16 protein-coding genes and 4 tRNA genes are annotated in these 13,246 nt (G+C 67.3%); 9 read left to right on the forward strand and 11 right to left on the reverse strand.

Features of this window, described 5'->3' with window-relative positions:
* The first annotated feature begins 104 nt into the window (after window positions 1–104).
* Window positions 105–716 carry a pyridoxamine 5'-phosphate oxidase family protein gene (locus tag BR47_RS0117935; protein ID WP_029120362.1) on the forward strand — a complete coding sequence of 204 codons (612 nt, stop codon included), beginning with the start codon at window positions 105–107 and terminating at the stop codon, window positions 714–716.
* Window positions 717–761: 45 nt separating this feature from the next.
* Window positions 762–1,385, forward strand: coding sequence for a flavodoxin family protein (locus tag BR47_RS0117940; RefSeq protein ID WP_029120363.1), 624 nt, complete (start codon window positions 762–764; stop codon window positions 1,383–1,385).
* Here BR47_RS0117940 and BR47_RS0117945 read toward each other — a convergent pair whose 3' ends face one another.
* From BR47_RS0117945 to BR47_RS0117955, 3 genes are all read right to left on the reverse strand, one after another.
* Entirely contained in the window at window positions 1,386–1,652 is a 267-nt protein-coding gene (locus BR47_RS0117945; RefSeq protein WP_029120364.1) for a DUF6480 family protein, read from the reverse strand.
* Window positions 1,653–1,689: 37 nt separating this feature from the next.
* Window positions 1,690–2,718 (reverse strand): hypothetical protein, encoded by a 1,029-nt coding sequence (locus tag BR47_RS0117950; protein WP_029120365.1) that lies wholly within the window; start codon window positions 2,716–2,718, stop codon window positions 1,690–1,692.
* A 61-nt stretch (window positions 2,719–2,779) separates the two neighbouring features.
* The gene (locus BR47_RS0117955) at window positions 2,780–3,031 is read right to left on the reverse strand and encodes a hypothetical protein (protein WP_029120366.1); all 252 of its coding nucleotides are present in this window, start codon (window positions 3,029–3,031) and stop codon (window positions 2,780–2,782) included.
* A gap of 189 nt (window positions 3,032–3,220) precedes the next feature.
* Between BR47_RS0117955 and BR47_RS34045 the strand changes: the two genes are divergently transcribed.
* Both BR47_RS34045 and BR47_RS0117965 read left to right on the forward strand, forming a co-directional pair.
* A complete protein-coding gene (locus tag BR47_RS34045) occupies window positions 3,221–3,349 on the forward strand; it encodes a hypothetical protein (protein WP_260933559.1) in 129 nt (42 codons plus the stop codon).
* A gap of 340 nt (window positions 3,350–3,689) precedes the next feature.
* Complete coding sequence (locus BR47_RS0117965; RefSeq protein WP_231506734.1) at window positions 3,690–4,127, forward strand: hypothetical protein; 438 nt, start codon at window positions 3,690–3,692, stop codon at window positions 4,125–4,127.
* Between the two features lie 443 nt (window positions 4,128–4,570).
* Here BR47_RS0117965 and BR47_RS0117970 read toward each other — a convergent pair.
* From BR47_RS0117970 to BR47_RS0117980, 3 genes are all read right to left on the reverse strand, one after another.
* Window positions 4,571–4,644, reverse strand: a tRNA-Phe gene (locus BR47_RS0117970).
* Window positions 4,645–4,669: 25 nt separating this feature from the next.
* Window positions 4,670–4,746, reverse strand: a tRNA-Asp gene (locus BR47_RS0117975).
* Between the two features lie 34 nt (window positions 4,747–4,780).
* A tRNA-Glu gene (locus BR47_RS0117980) sits at window positions 4,781–4,853 on the reverse strand.
* 164 nt (window positions 4,854–5,017) lie between these two features.
* Between BR47_RS0117980 and BR47_RS0117985 the strand changes: the two genes are divergently transcribed.
* Window positions 5,018–5,093, forward strand: a tRNA-Lys gene (locus BR47_RS0117985).
* A gap of 51 nt (window positions 5,094–5,144) precedes the next feature.
* A complete protein-coding gene (locus BR47_RS0117990) occupies window positions 5,145–5,603 on the forward strand; it encodes a PaaI family thioesterase (RefSeq protein ID WP_029120368.1) in 459 nt (152 codons plus the stop codon).
* A gap of 5 nt (window positions 5,604–5,608) precedes the next feature.
* Here BR47_RS0117990 and BR47_RS30830 read toward each other — a convergent pair whose 3' ends face one another.
* Window positions 5,609–6,331 carry a MerR family transcriptional regulator gene (locus tag BR47_RS30830; protein ID WP_051634874.1) on the reverse strand — a complete coding sequence of 241 codons (723 nt, stop codon included), beginning with the start codon at window positions 6,329–6,331 and terminating at the stop codon, window positions 5,609–5,611.
* 80 nt (window positions 6,332–6,411) lie between these two features.
* Here BR47_RS30830 and BR47_RS0118000 point away from each other — a divergent pair, with 80 nt between their 5' ends.
* From BR47_RS0118000 to BR47_RS0118010, 3 genes are read left to right on the forward strand one after another with little or no spacing between them, the layout of a single operon-like run.
* Complete coding sequence (locus BR47_RS0118000; protein WP_029120369.1) at window positions 6,412–7,203, forward strand: SDR family NAD(P)-dependent oxidoreductase; 792 nt, start codon at window positions 6,412–6,414, stop codon at window positions 7,201–7,203.
* 32 nt (window positions 7,204–7,235) lie between these two features.
* The gene (locus tag BR47_RS30835) at window positions 7,236–8,225 is read left to right on the forward strand and encodes an SDR family NAD(P)-dependent oxidoreductase (RefSeq protein WP_036427559.1); all 990 of its coding nucleotides are present in this window, start codon (window positions 7,236–7,238) and stop codon (window positions 8,223–8,225) included.
* 18 nt (window positions 8,226–8,243) lie between these two features.
* Window positions 8,244–9,899, forward strand: a complete 1,656-nt coding sequence (locus BR47_RS0118010) for an AMP-binding protein (RefSeq protein ID WP_029120370.1) — start codon at window positions 8,244–8,246, stop codon at window positions 9,897–9,899.
* Window positions 9,900–9,901: 2 nt separating this feature from the next.
* On the opposite strand, the gene BR47_RS30840 is transcribed toward BR47_RS0118010, so the two are convergent.
* From BR47_RS30840 to BR47_RS32170, 4 genes are all read right to left on the reverse strand, one after another.
* Window positions 9,902–11,173, reverse strand: coding sequence for a PE-PPE domain-containing protein (locus tag BR47_RS30840; RefSeq protein WP_051634875.1), 1,272 nt, complete (start codon window positions 11,171–11,173; stop codon window positions 9,902–9,904).
* A gap of 186 nt (window positions 11,174–11,359) precedes the next feature.
* Window positions 11,360–12,019, reverse strand: coding sequence for a cation efflux transmembrane domain-containing protein (locus tag BR47_RS0118020; protein WP_036427580.1), 660 nt, complete (start codon window positions 12,017–12,019; stop codon window positions 11,360–11,362).
* Complete coding sequence (locus BR47_RS0118025; RefSeq protein ID WP_029120372.1) at window positions 12,019–12,357, reverse strand: ArsR/SmtB family transcription factor; 339 nt, start codon at window positions 12,355–12,357, stop codon at window positions 12,019–12,021. The genes BR47_RS0118020 and BR47_RS0118025 overlap by 1 nt, the downstream gene beginning before the upstream one ends.
* Before the next feature lie 43 nt (window positions 12,358–12,400).
* Window positions 12,401–13,243: a PDZ domain-containing protein gene (locus BR47_RS32170; protein ID WP_051634876.1), complete on the reverse strand. Its 843-nt coding sequence runs from the start codon at window positions 13,241–13,243 to the stop codon at window positions 12,401–12,403.
* Window positions 13,244–13,246 lie beyond the last annotated feature (3 nt).

Below are 13,246 nucleotides of genomic sequence, written 5' to 3' on the forward strand. Positions count from 1 at the left end.
CGTATTTGGGCCCGTCAACTCCGGTTAACGGGCCCAAATGCTTTGTGCCGCAGAACCGACAACCGCGGTCATCGGGGCTCGAAGGCGGGCGTAGCGTAGCCGTTGTGTCCGCCGAGCCGAACAATCACTATCACCACCTGGCATTCGGCCCCGATGCCCTGGATCGCCAGCAGCGCAACGGCAGCTACCTGGCGTACGGGCGGCACACCGAGCGCGCCGACGACGGACCCCAGCGCCTCGACGACCGCGAGCTGCTGATGATCCGGCGCGCCGACCAGTTCTGCCTGGCCACCGTCACGCCGAACGGTTGGCCTTACCTCCAATACCGCAGTGGCCCAGCCGGATTCGTCCGGTACCGGCCCGAGACCGACCGGCTGCGGTTCATCGATCTGCCCGGCAACAACCAGTTCGTCACCCTGGGTAATCTGGCCGCCGACGACCGACTGGCGATGTTCTTCGTCGATTACCCGCGACGTACCCGGCTCAAGGTCTTCGGCCGTGGGACCGTCATCGAAGACGGGCCGCAGCGCGAGATCGAGATCGCCGTCGAGGCCTTCGACTGGAACTGTTCACGCTCCATCATTCCCCGCTTCGACCGCGAGTACCTGCGCGAGCTGGGCGAGGCGTACCAGGCCAGGTTCGACGGGCGCGAGGCCGAGCTGCAGGCCGAGATCGACGCGCTCAAGGCGCGGGTGGCGGAGTTGGAGAGCCGCTGAGCCGCCGCCCTGTTTGGTGATGTCCGGCGCGGGTAACCGCCCGTCATGACTGAATCGACCATCCCCCTGCGCGCGACGGCGTTGATCTGCACCCTCAAGCCGGGGCCGTCGCCGTCGAGCAGCGAGCTGATCGCCGAGCATGTCCTGGCTGTACTGCGCGAACAGAATGTCGCGTGCGAAACCGTTCGGTGCGTGGACTTCAACATCGCGCCCGGCGTCGAGGCCGACATGGGTGACAGCGATCAGTGGCCACAGATCCGGGCCCAAGTCCTCGAAGCCGACATCCTGCTGATCAGCACCCCCATCTGGCTGGGGCACCCGTCGTCGGTCGCGCAACGGGTTCTCGAGCGCCTCGACGCGGAACTGTCCAACAAAGACGACCAGGGCCGGCCCGCCGTCTCGCAGAAGGTCGCGATCGTCAGCGTCGTGGGCAACGAGGACGGCGCCCACAAGACCGTCGCCGATATCTTCCAGGGGCTCAACGACATTGGTTTCAACATCCCCGCGCAGGGCTGCACGTACTGGAACGGCGCCGCGATGGAGTCGACGGACTACAACGATCTCGATGAGGTCCCCGAGGCCGTCGCGTCGGCCACCGCCGCCGCGGCCCGCAACGCCGCACACCTGGCCCGGGTACTGCACTCGGCCCCGTATCCGCCGTACAAGTAGTCAGTTCAGAACGCCGGCGATCTTCAGGGTGAACAGGATCGCGATGCTCAGGAAGATGATGACGTAGATCGCGATCATCACCGTCGGCGCGATCACCTTGCGTGGACCGCCGGCCGGTGGGGTCGGATCGGGATTGCTCGTCGCGGATTCCTGCCCGGAATCCGGCGGCGTGTCACCGGGTTCGGTGCCGCCGCCGGGTGCCAGGCCCGGCGTCAACGTCGGATCCGGGTCCGGTGGTGCCTGATTCGGCGGTCTCTCGGAAGCCATGACGGGTGGTTACCCGTGTGCTGCGGGGCCAAACGGCTCAGCCGCCGGCCAGGGCCTCCCGGAACTCGTCCGAAACGTAGAACGGGATCAGACGGCGCCGCAGCACCGACTCCAGATAGCCGCGCTCGTCGAGCAGGGCGATCACCGGAGGGCCGAAACGCAAAGCTTCCTCGATCATGTCTTCACGGCCCACCCCGAGATCGAGCAGCAGATCGTAGAGGCTGACGTCGCCGTACTTTTCGAAGACGTGGTCGATGCCCTCATCGAGGAGCGACCGGAAGTAGTCGGTGTCCCGGAACGTGCGCCAGAACTCGTAGATCGGCACGACAGCGTCCTCGACGTCGTCGGCCGAAATCACCGAAATCGCCGACGACAGCGGGCTGTTGAGGTTGCTGCGCCACAGATCGTTGAGTGCCTCGGCGAGCACGTCTTCGTCCGCGTGCGTGTGGGCGAGCAGAAAGCGGGCGCCGCGGCGCGCCAGGTCCTCGGCGCGCAGCTCCAGCCGCTCAACCGGCCCCTGTGGCATGCGGGCGCCCAATCCGCCCAGCACGCGGCCCAGCCGGCCCCGGGCCAACGACTTGCCGCCCTGCGTGACGGATTCCGCGAGCGAGTGCTGCACCAGCGTCACACAGAATTCGGTGAACGCCTCACTGCTCAGAATGTGCTCCAGCACTCGCTGGGTGACGCCCATCTCGAGCACCATCGCGCTGAGCTCACCGAAGCGGCGGCCGTCGATGACGTCGCCGAAGTTGGTGTCCGAGGTCGCGGTCAGCTGTAACAGCCGGACGGCAATCTCACTGACCAGTTCCGCGATTCCGCCCTCCACCGGCACCTGCACGGCGTACTTCGCGGCGACGTTCTTGATCATCGTCGGCGTCACCGCGTCGGACAGCGTGATCTCCGACGCCTCCGCCAGCGCGTGCTCGATCTCGTCGAGGACCAGGCTGTGGTAGTTCTCGCCGCGCAGCTGCTGCATGGCGAACGCCACCTGCGCGTCGAGGAGCCGGGCGGCGACCGGTTCGAGCTGCGGCTCGAGGCTGTCGGCCGGCTCCGGGAAATTGGTCATTGCCAGCACCTTACCCAGCTGAACTCATCGCCTGCCGGTTGCGAGTCGGGCGGCTCGACACTCAGCGGCGCACCGTCGGGCTGTGCCTCACGCCGGACTGCGGCACCGACGTGGGCGGGCGGTTCTGCCGCATGCTCACGCAAACACCCAGGCCGCCACCGACGCATGGCACACCGTTGACGGTCGGCACCGGGCCGCCTGATCGGTTGCCCGTCGGATCGAAAGCCGCATCCGCCGCGGCGGCCGGCGACAGGCCGAGGGCCAGCGCCCCGCAAGCCGCCAGGTACGTGCCCATCCGAAGGAGACCGGCCATCATCGCCACGCTTTCACCCGTTCACTGGCCAACATAGTCCGACGCCCACAGTTAGAGGTACACCCGCGAGTTGACTGAGTGAGTGCGCGTGTTCCGTCCCGCTGTCACCTCAGCGGGAGGCGCCCGAATCTCCGCGGGAACCATGCCGGTGATCCCCTTATCCTTGGATTTCGGGGGCAGGGGGATTCGATGGACTACCTGGCGGGACAGCTCGTCTTCTTGGCGATCGTCGCGGCGCTTATCGGCGGCGTGATCTGGGCAGTGGTCGTGATGCGCAAGCCACGCCCGCGGTTTGAAGACGAAGACGACGAACTATGACTCGCTGGTCCGCAGTCGCAGCGATCGTTGCCTCGGTTGCCGGAGTTGCCGCGCTGTCGGCTGCCCCCGAGTCCACCGCCGAACCAATGACGGTGTGTCCTCCGAACCAGTCGACGTACTGGAACGGGCAGCCGTGCTTCCCGCAGCCCTGCTTCCCCCCGTATGCACCGGGGATCCCGCCGTGCTTCATGCCGGCGCCACAGATCGGCCCGAACGGCGCGCCGGTACTCGGATGAGCTGCGTTGCACTCCACGGTCGGCGCTTCGTTACGGCGCGGATCGCTCACGTCACCGGCGCCGTGTCGTGGTGGGTGTTCGTCGTCGCTCGTCTCATGACGGAGATGAGTTCAGCGACATTGAACTTCGGCCTGCCGCGGCGGTACGCCGACTACGACGAGTCGATATTCGGAGTCGGGTTGGGACACAAAGACTTTGGCTGGACGGCGTACGAGCCGCTGACCGACCATCCGTCGTCCCTGAACGATGGGTTCTTCATCGCGAACGTCATCGCGAGCGTCGCGGTCGCGGCACTGGCCATCACCGCGATTGCCGCCATCGTCGAAGCGATATCGGTCGCGAGATGGCCCGCGGGCAGCGTCACGATTCTCGCGCCGATCACCGGCGCCGCCATCATTCTCAGTGCGCTCCACTACGGCACGGGATTCGGCGGTGGTCTCAAGTTGAGCTTGCTGGTGGTGTTCGCGCTGGTTCTGCTCGGCGTCGCGATTCGTGAAGTGTGGAGCCGGGTGTGGGCGCCTCGCCCGACCCGGGCCGAATAATCCCCCGGATGGGCGGTGAAGGTACGTGGCGAGTACGACACCGGAGTTGGGATCGGTAGCGCTGCGGTGATGGTCCGCTTCGTCCCGTAAATGCCTACACGATGCGGGAGGACGCGATCATGTGGTGGACGATTCCGGTGGTGGTCATCGCGTTCGACGCGGCGCTCATTTTGCTCTTCGTAACCGTCAAGCGACGCGGGCTTCAACGCCTTGGTGCTACCCGCGGCGGAAGCTTCGGGCCTGTTGCCGACGCCGGAGCTGGCGGCTGGGCTGCCGGTGCTGAGTTCTCCGGCTGCGGCGAGGGAGGCCACGGGGCGCACTCGGGCTGCGGTGGTGGGCACAGCGGCTGCGGTGGTGGCGGCTGCGGTGGTGGGGGCGGCTGACGATCACGGCACGCGTCCCAGATACGAGAAAAACCACCCGTCACCAGGTGGTTCTTGAAGTGGCCAGGGCCGGGATCGAACCGGCGACCTTCCGCTTTTCAGGCGGACGCTCGTACCAACTGAGCTACCTGGCCGGAAGGGCAAGTTGCCTCGCCGTTCTGGCGACCCTGACGGGACTCGAACCCGCGACCTCCGCCGTGACAGGGCGGCGCGCTAACCAACTGCGCCACAGGGCCTTACATACTGCGTGTGCTTCGCTTTCGCGTTGCGTACCCCCAACGGGATTCGAACCCGTGCTACCGCCGTGAAAGGGCGGCGTCCTAGGCCACTAAACGATGGGGGCCAATCCGAATCTCTTCGGGGGCACTCTCAACGTTTCCGTTGGGAGCTTCGATAGCTTAGGGCACGACCGCCCCACGGCCCAAATCGGCACTTCAGACCGCCGGCCGCCGCACAACAACCCACCCCCGGAGGCCGCTGCACGGGACGCAGTATCCTGTGTCCCACGCCCCTATAGCTCAGTCGGTAGAGCTACGGACTTTTAATCCGCAGGTCCCAGGTTCGAGCCCTGGTGGGGGCACCACAACCCACAAAATCAGCGGCACCGTTCGCCACACTGGATAGTGTTGGCGACGTGACGAGCAGCAACGACGCCGCCCAGCTCGAGTTCATGAACTCGATGTTCGCGACCACCATCCCCTCCGCCCACGGCCTGGGCGTCCGAGTCGTCGAGGTCCGCCCGGGCTTCGCCGCGACGACGGCGCCAATCGCGGGGAACGGCAACCACTTTGGCGTGATGTACGCCGGGGTGTTGTTCACCGTCGCCGAGGTACTCGGTGGGATTCTCGCGATCACCGCGTTCGACCAGAGCCAGTTCTTTCCGCTGGTCAAGGACATGTCGATCCAGTACAAGGCACCGGCCAAATCCGATGTGCGGGCCCAAGCCGAGATGAGCCGCGACGACATCGCGCGGATCGAGGCCGAGGCCGCCCAGAACGGCAAGTCGGAGTACGTCGTCGAAGCCGTGGTGACCGACGCTGACGGCACTGTCGTCGCCACCACCCAGGCGACCTGCCAGCTCCGCCGGAAGTAAACGACCTACTTCGCCGGCATCTCCAGCTCCGCCACGCGTTCCTGCACCGCCTGACTGATCGCCGCGGTGAAGCGGTCGGCCATCATCTGCGCCGCCAGCGGCCGTAGGTTCGGCACCACCTTGGCGATGCGCCCGAGGTAGACGTTGGGATCCTCGGCCTCGCGAATCCGGCTGAAGACGACGTCCGTCACCTCATTGGCGAGGGCATCGATGTGCTTGTCGACGACGCCGGCCAGGCGCCGGATGTCGTCGGCCGGCACGCTGGTGTCGCGCAGGTTCATGGCCGCACCCAAGACCGACTGCCGGACGTTGAAACGGCCGTCATCCAACCGTCGGATCGCCCCCAGGGCTTCGAGCGTGTCGAGTGCCCGGTCATCCAACGCCAGGCCGGCGCGCTGTTCGAGTTCACGTAGGTCGACGGTCTCGTCGTCGGCCGGGCTCCACGGTGTGAGAAGTGCCGCACGCACCGCGAGGTCGTGGGCCGTCGCGCCTTCCGGCAGCCGCGCCAGCACCTTGGTGATCGCGGCCAGCGTGTACCCGTGCTGCTGCAGCTGCTGCACCAACTCGAGCCGAATACGGTGCGGCGCACCGTAATACGCGAGACGGCCGCGCCGCTCAGGCGGCGGCAGCAGGCCGCTCTCGTTGTAGAAGCGAATGGTTCGCACCGTCATGCCGGTGCGGGCGGCCAGTTCGTCGATGGTGAATTCCTCGACTGTGACATCTGCCATTCCACGAAGTATAGACACCAACATTCACACTGTGCCAGTGTTACTGGCACAGTCACACGTCACTAGGAAATGAGAGCCACATGACCCTGCCGAAGCCCGATGGCACCACCGAGGTCGTCATCACTGGTGCCTCCTCCGGAATCGGAACCGAACTGGCCCGCGTGCTCGCCGCCCGCGGCTACGACCTCCTCCTCGTCGCCCGTCGCCAGGACCGGCTCGACGCCCTGGCCGACGAGCTGCGCGCCGACCACGGCGTCGGCGTGACGGTGCGGCCGTGCGACCTGGCCGACGCCGCGCAGCGCCAGACACTGGTCGAGGAACTGCGCACGCGGCCCGTGGCCGGCCTCTGCAACTCCGCCGGTTTCGGCACCAGCGGCGCCTTCCACACGCTGCCGATGGACCGCGAGCGCGAGCAGGTCGAGGTCAATGTTGTTGCGCTGCAAGAACTCACCCACGCCGTCCTGCCCGGCATGGTGGAGCGCGGCGCCGGCGCCGTCCTCAACGTCGCCTCTGTCGTCGCATTCCAGCCCATGCCGTCGATGGCGACCTACGGCGCGTCCAAGGCGTTCGTGAACTCGTTCTCCGAGGCCGTGCACGAAGAACTGCGCGGCACGGGCGTTTCCTGCACCTCGCTGTGCCCCGGGCCGGTCCCCACCGAATGGGCCGAGGTCGCCTCGGCGCACGAGTTCAGCCTGCGACCGGCTCAGGTCTCCCCTGTCGATGTCGCGACCCAGGCCGTCGACGGCATGCAGGGCGGCGCCCGCCATATCGTGCCCGGCGCCGTCGTGAAGCTCATGGCCATCACGGGCTCGATCACTCCCCACGCCCTGCTGCTGCCCGCCCTGCGCCTGGCCCGCCGGGCCCTCGGCTGAAAACCGACCCCACTCAAGAACGGACCCCTGCCATGAACCTCTCCGACATCACCGCCCTGGCGACCAAGCCCGTCGCCGCCGTCAGCGCCAAGCCGCTCGCCGTCTTCGCGAGCGTCATGAACACGCCGATCAAGACTCGCCCGATCTACCTGCAGACCGTGGTCGACGCCCTCACCGGCTACACCCTCGAAGACGCCGTCGCGGGAAAGATCGTCGTGATCACCGGCGCCTCGGCGGGCATCGGTGAGACCACCGCGCGCCGCATCGGTGCCGCCGGCGGCGAGGTCGTGCTGGTGGCCCGCACGCGGGAGAACCTGGAGCGCGTCGCCGACGACATCCGCGCCGACGGCGGCACCGCGCACGTGTACCCGTGCGACCTGAGCGACCTCGACGCGATCGGCGCCATGGCCGACCAGGTGCTGGCCGACCTGGGTCACGTCGACATCCTCATCAACAACGCCGGCCGGTCCATCCGCCGCTCGCTCGAGCTGTCGCACGACCGGATGCACGACTACCAGCGCACCATGCAGCTGAACTACTTCGCGCCCGTCCAGCTGATCCTGAAGTTCACGCCGGGCATGCGTGAGCGCGGCTTCGGGCACATCATCAACGTGTCCTCGATCGGTGTGCAGACCAAGCTGCCGCGCTTCGGCGCCTACATCGCCAGCAAGTCGGCACTGGACGGACTGTGCGACACGTTGCAAGGTGAGACGGTGTCGGAGAACATCACGTTCACCACGGTGCACATGCCGTTGGTGCGGACCGCGATGATCGCCCCCACCAAGATGTACGACCGCTTCCCCACCCTGACGCCCGAGCAGGCCGCCGCCACGCTGTGCGACGCGATCATGCACCGGCCGCGCCGCCTGAGCCCGCCGTCCGGCCAGTTGACGGCCCTCACCGATGCGCTCAGCCCGCGGCCGTTCGACCTGGTGCGGAACAAGGTCTACTCGATGTTCGGCGAGTCCGCCGCTGCGCAAGCAGCGCCGGCCGAGTCGACCGAACCCGTTGCGGCTGAATAGAAATAGAAGAGGACTGTCATGATGGGCGAGCGAACCGACGGGAAGAAAAAGATGGACCTGAACTCACTGCTTGCCGAGCCGGCCCGGCGGGCCGGTCTCGAAACCCGCGCCCTCGTGGCATTGGTGCGGGCCGGCGCCATCGGCGTCGACCTGCCGCACCGGTTGGTGCAGGTCCTGGCAGCACTCAACACCTACGGGCCGTTCGGGGCCGCACCGCGCATCGCCGCGATCCGGCACGGCGCCTATCCGGCGATCGCCGACGAACGCGGCGAACTGACGTACGCCGAATTCGACGAGGCAGTTGACCGGATTGCCAACGCATTCCGCGCTCGCCTGGCGCCCGGGGCCACCGTCGGCATCCTCTGTCGCAACCACCGCGGACCCCTGATCGTGGCATTCGCCGCGTCCCGCGCCGGGGTCAACGCGGTGTGGCTCAACACGGCGTTCTCGGCCCCCCAGGCGGCAGAGGTCGCGAACCGCGAAGGCGTCGACCTACTGGTGCATGACGTCGAGTTCACCGATCTGGTCGCCGATATCGAGGCCAGGCACGGCACGTACGTCACCGATATCGACAGCGCCAGCGACGATCTCGACACCCTCGCCGCCGACGCGTCGCCGAAGGCGCCGCCGGCCCCGGCCAAGCAGGGCCGGATCATCCTGCTGACGAGCGGGACGACGGGCACGCCCAAGGGCGCACCGCGCGCCGAGCCGCGCAGCTTCATCCTCCCGGGCGGCCTGTTGGCGCGGCTGCCGATGCGTGCTCGCGAAGCCACCATCATCGGGCCACCCCTGTTCCACGGCACCGGCCTGCTGATCGCCATCATGACGATCGCGCTGGGTTCAAAATTGGTGCTGCGCCGCAAGTTCGAGGCCGAACAGCTGCTGGCGGACATCGAGCGGCACAAGGCGACCACGGTGTGCGTCGTGCCGATCATGCTGCAGCGGGTGCTGGGCCTCGGCGACGACACCGTCCGCAGCTACGACACCACGAGCCTGCGCGCCATCTTCTGCGCCGGCTCCCAGTTGCCCGCCGCCGTCGCGACCGCGGCGCAGGACCTGCTCGGTGACGTGGTCTACAACCTCTACGGCTCAACGGAAGTGGCGCTCGCGACCATGGCGACACCCGCCGACATCCGCGAGGCTCCCACCTCCGTCGGCAAGCCGATGCTCGGCTGCCGCATCAAGATTTTCGACGACAACGGCCGTGAGGTGCCGTCCCCCGGAACGGGCCGGATATTCGTCGGTGCGGCAACGCAATTCGAGGGCTACACCGGTGGCGGCACCAAGGAGTTCATCGACGGCTTGATGGCCAGCGGCGACGTCGGGCACTTCGACGACAAGGGTCGCCTCTACATCGACGGCCGCGACGACGACATGATCGTCTCCGGCGGCGAGAACGTGTTCCCCGTCGAGGTCGAGGAACTGCTGGTCACTCACCCCGCCATCGTGGAGGCCTCCGCCGTCGGGGTCGACGACGACGAGTTCGGAAAACGCCTGCGCGCCTTCGTGGTCACCGTCGAGGGGACCGAGGTGTCGGAGGCGGAGGTCAAGCAGTTCGTCAAGGACAACCTGGCCCGCTACAAGGTGCCGCGCGAGGTGGTGTTCCTCGACGAGTTGCCGCGCAACCCCACCGGCAAGGTGCTCAAGCGGGATCTGGCGGCCCGCCCGGACTGAGGCTACGGGCTGCTGGGCGCCTTGGGTTTCACGAGGCCGCCCGTAAGCCCGCCGACCAGGCCGCTGACCGTTGATGTGACTGCCTCGGTGGCCTGTTTGGCGAAGCCTCCCGGGGTGGGCAATTTGGACGGCCCGGCACCCGGCACCACCTTGTTGCCCGCCGTCATGTCGACGAGGTTCTTCGCCGGCGGTGTATCGATATTGGCGGCCAACGGCTTTGGACTGGATTGAGCCGCAGCCAGCGGTGCTGGGGTATCGGCCGCGAGGTTCTGCGCCCCCTCTTGAACAGCGCCGGGCAGCCGTCCGAGGGCGGTCGCAGTCTCCGTCGGCGACGGCACCAGGCCCACCGGCCGGGTCTGCCCCGGATCCTGCGGTATCGGCGAATTGTCCTTGTAGCCCGCATCGACCAACACCTTCAGAGTCGGCTCGATGGGATCGGCAATGATGTTGCCGCCCGGGATGATTCGCAGCGGCCGCAGCAGCGGCAGGCCGCGCGACGTGAACGTCACATAGGTGATGTTGCCCGAAACCGGCACGGTATCAACGATGGTGCCGTCGGGCGCCACGATGTAGTGGTAGTGCTGCGCGCCGGGAGCGACGGGCTGGAGCGCGACGTCGGGCACAGGCGCCTTGGCCTCCGCCCCGTAGTCCGCCAGGTACGCGGCCATGGTGTTGGCGTCGGCCAGCACGTTGATCGGGTAGGTCGGCGCATCGGAGTTGACGTTGTATTCGTAGGCCACGTCGACCACCGGAACCGTGGTGTCGTTCGGTGTCGGTGCGGCTGACGTCAACAGGAAGGGCGCGCCGAACCAGTACGTGGTCCAGAACCCGCCACCCGCGCGGTTGGAGTTGTTGTCGAGCACTACGAGTTTCACGTTGTCCAGCGCGGGGTCGTTCCGGTCCTGCAGGATGCCCAGCGCCGTCCCCGTCTGCCCGGCGCCCCAGCCCGACGACAGCACAACGATGCCCCGCGGGTCGTCGGCGTTGGCCGAGACGGCATTGGCGATCCCCTGCGGCCCCGCGAGGAACGGAATCACCTGCGGCTGGCCGTACTGGCTCCAGTCCCGGTTGTAGTACTGCGAGCCCGCGAAGATCTGCGCCGTCGAGTTCGCCGGCGTGATCAATGCCGCCAGCGCCACCGGCGCACCGATCACCGGGACGCGGGTGCTGCCGGTGGTGCACACCGTTGCGAGACCGGCGGCCGTCAGGGTCACCGCACTCGCACCACGTGACCAGCGCCGTGCCGCTTTGCGTTCGCGATGTTTCCCAGCCATCAGAACCAGCCGTTCGTCGGTGTTCAGCCGGATGCATCACCGGCTATCCGGCACCGTACTCCGTTGCCCAGAGACATGCTTGGCAAACTTCTAACTGGGCAAGATTTGTCGTTCGAACGGTGTACAGAAGCGATTTTCCACCCGAATTCCAAATCGATGGCTATTTTCTTCGCATTCGCCAGATGGTCAGTTGCAGCAGCCGCACCCATCGGATGTCGCGGCGGACTCGCGGACGGCCGGTGCACAGCAGACATCGCCCTGCCACGCGTTGACACCTTCCTTCACCGCGATCGCAGCGATCACCAACGCCGCGATCGGGTCGGCCCAGGACCAGCCGAGGATGCTGTTCACCAGAAGGCCGATCAACAGCACGGCCGACAGATAGGTACACAGCAGCGTCTGCTTGGAATCGGCCACGGCCGACCGTGATCCGAGCTCCCGGCCGGCCCGCCGTTGTGCGTACGAGAGCACCGGCATGACGATCAGACTCGCCACCGCGAGCACGATGCCGATGGTCGAGTGCTGGGCTTCGCCGAAGCCCAGCAGGGCACGGACCGCATCCACGGTGACGTACGCGGCCAGCGCGAAGAACGAGAACGCGATGATTCGCAGTGCGGTCTTCTCGCGAGCTTCCGCGTCGGCGCCCGCGAATTGCCAGGCGACGGCGGCGGCCGAGGACACCTCGATCACCGAGTCGAGGCCGAAGCCGACCAACGCCGCCGACGACACCCGTGCCCCTTCCGAGAGCGCGACGACGGCTTCGATGACGTTGTAGGAGATGGTCGCCGCGACCAGCCACCTGATGCGTCGCGCCAGCTGCCCGCGGCGGACCTCGGTGAGCGTCATCAGCTGCACCCGCACGGCTCGCCGTCGGCGCCGACGCACACGCAGTCGGGATCCACCGCGAGGACCAGCCCCATGAGGTCGTCCAGCGCCCGGCCGATGCGGCCGTCCGCCAGTTCGTATCGCATCCGACGCCCCTCCGGCACGGCCACCACCAGGCCGCAGCCCCGCAGGCACGTCAGATGGTTGGAGAGGATCTGCCGGGAGACGCCGAGCTGGTCGGCGAGCTCCGACGGATAGCCGGGAGTCCGGCTCAGGCTCAACAGGATTCGCGCTCGCGTGGAATCCGACAGGGCATGCCCGAACCGAGACAACGCGTCGGTGTGCTGAGCCGTGGTCACACCACGACAGTACAGATCTATCTGTATTCAGAAAAATCTGTACTTATCCCGTCGGCCGGCGCAGGGTGATCCGCCGCGGCTCGTCGCCGCGCAGCACCACGAGCTCCACAGCCTGCCCCTCGCCCAGCTTGGCCAGCGCCGTCGCCAGGGTGCCGTGGTTGCGCACCGGCATTCCCCCGATCTCGGTGATGAGATCGCCGCGCTGAAGCTCGGCGACGGCGGCGGGACTGCCCGGTTCGACCGTCGACACCAGCAGCCCCGCGGTGTCACTCAGCCCGACTGCGGTACGCAGGCTCCGCGCGACATGGGCCGATTCGAGCGACATCCCCAGATACGCGTCCGGCGTCGCTCGTCGCGATTCCAGCGAGACCAGGAGATGACGGAGCAGCCCGGCCAGTTCGGTGCGTTGGCCGGCCGTCAGTGCCGACAGCAGCCGGTCTTCGTTGGCCAGATGCTCGGGCGCCACCGCGTCGAAGAGCCGTAAGCCAGACTTGCTGAGTCGAATGATGCTGCCGCGCCGGTCATCCGGGTCGGGTTCGCGTGTCACGCTGCCGGCTTTCACCAACCGGTCGAGCCGCAGACTCACCGTGCCGGAGGTGAGCCCCAGCGCGTTCATCAGCCGCGCCTGCGGCATTCGATACGGCTCGCCGGCGCGACGCAGTGTGACGATCACCAGGAAGTCGGCGGCGGTGAGGCCGTGCCGGGCGAACACCTCAGCCATCCGCTGCTCGAGCAACCGACGCACCTGCCCCATCCGGTACACGACAGCGAGCGGACTGAAATCCAGGTCCGGACGCTCCCGGGCCCAGTCGGCGAGCAGGTGGTCGACGCTGTCCCATGTCGCCTCGTGCTCCGGGATGCCATAGGACCCGCTCGCTTCACCCACGCG

This window comes from Mycobacterium sp. UNC410CL29Cvi84, assembly GCF_000686745.1.
Lineage (GTDB): Bacteria > Actinomycetota > Actinomycetes > Mycobacteriales > Mycobacteriaceae > Mycobacterium > Mycobacterium mucogenicum_B.